This is a genomic window from Amycolatopsis mediterranei, from assembly GCF_026017845.1.
GTDB lineage: Bacteria > Actinomycetota > Actinomycetes > Mycobacteriales > Pseudonocardiaceae > Amycolatopsis > Amycolatopsis mediterranei.
In genome coordinates this window covers 1-592 of the sequence record NZ_CP100416.1, presented here as the reverse complement: position 1 = coordinate 592, position 592 = coordinate 1, and the positions used below count along the sequence as shown (strand labels likewise).

Genomic DNA, 592 nt, shown 5'->3' with positions numbered 1-592 from the left:
GAGCCGGTAATCACCGCCCTGCTCCAGCTCGCCACCGACCCCTTCGTTGAGGTGGAGGCGCGATCAGTGCTAGCTAATGGTGGAGAGCTGAGCGAGCCGGTAATCACCGCCCTGCTCCAAGTCGCCACCAACCCCGACATCGACCCATCCGCGCGGTTGCAGGGGGCATCAGTGCTGGCTGATGCTGGCGAGCTGAGCGAGCCGGTGATCACCGCCCTGCTCCAGCTCGCCACCAACCCCGACTCCGACTACGACTTCAACCCCGACCCGTCCGTGCGGATGCGTGCGGTGTCGGCGCTGGCAGGTCGTGGAGAGCTGAGCGAGCCGGTAATCACCGCCCTGCTCCAGCTCGCCACCAACCCCAGCATCGACCCGCTTGTGCCGAGGCGTGCGGTGTCGGCGCTAGCTGATCGTGGAGAGCTGAGCGAGCCGGTAATCACCGCCCTGCTCCAGCTCGCCACCAACCCCGACATCGACCCATCCGCGCAGGTTCAGGCGGGATCAACGCTGGCAGGTCGTGGAGAGCTGAGCGAGCCGGTAATCACCGCCCTGCTCCAGCTCGCCACCAACCCCGACATCGACCCATCCGCGC

At 67.1% G+C, this 592-nt stretch carries 1 protein-coding gene; it reads left to right on the top strand.

Annotated features, from left to right (window positions below; all coding sequences use genetic code 11):
* Positions 1-592: HEAT repeat domain-containing protein (locus ISP_RS00005; RefSeq protein ID WP_331503450.1), on the top strand; the 592-nt coding region annotated here is incomplete at both ends.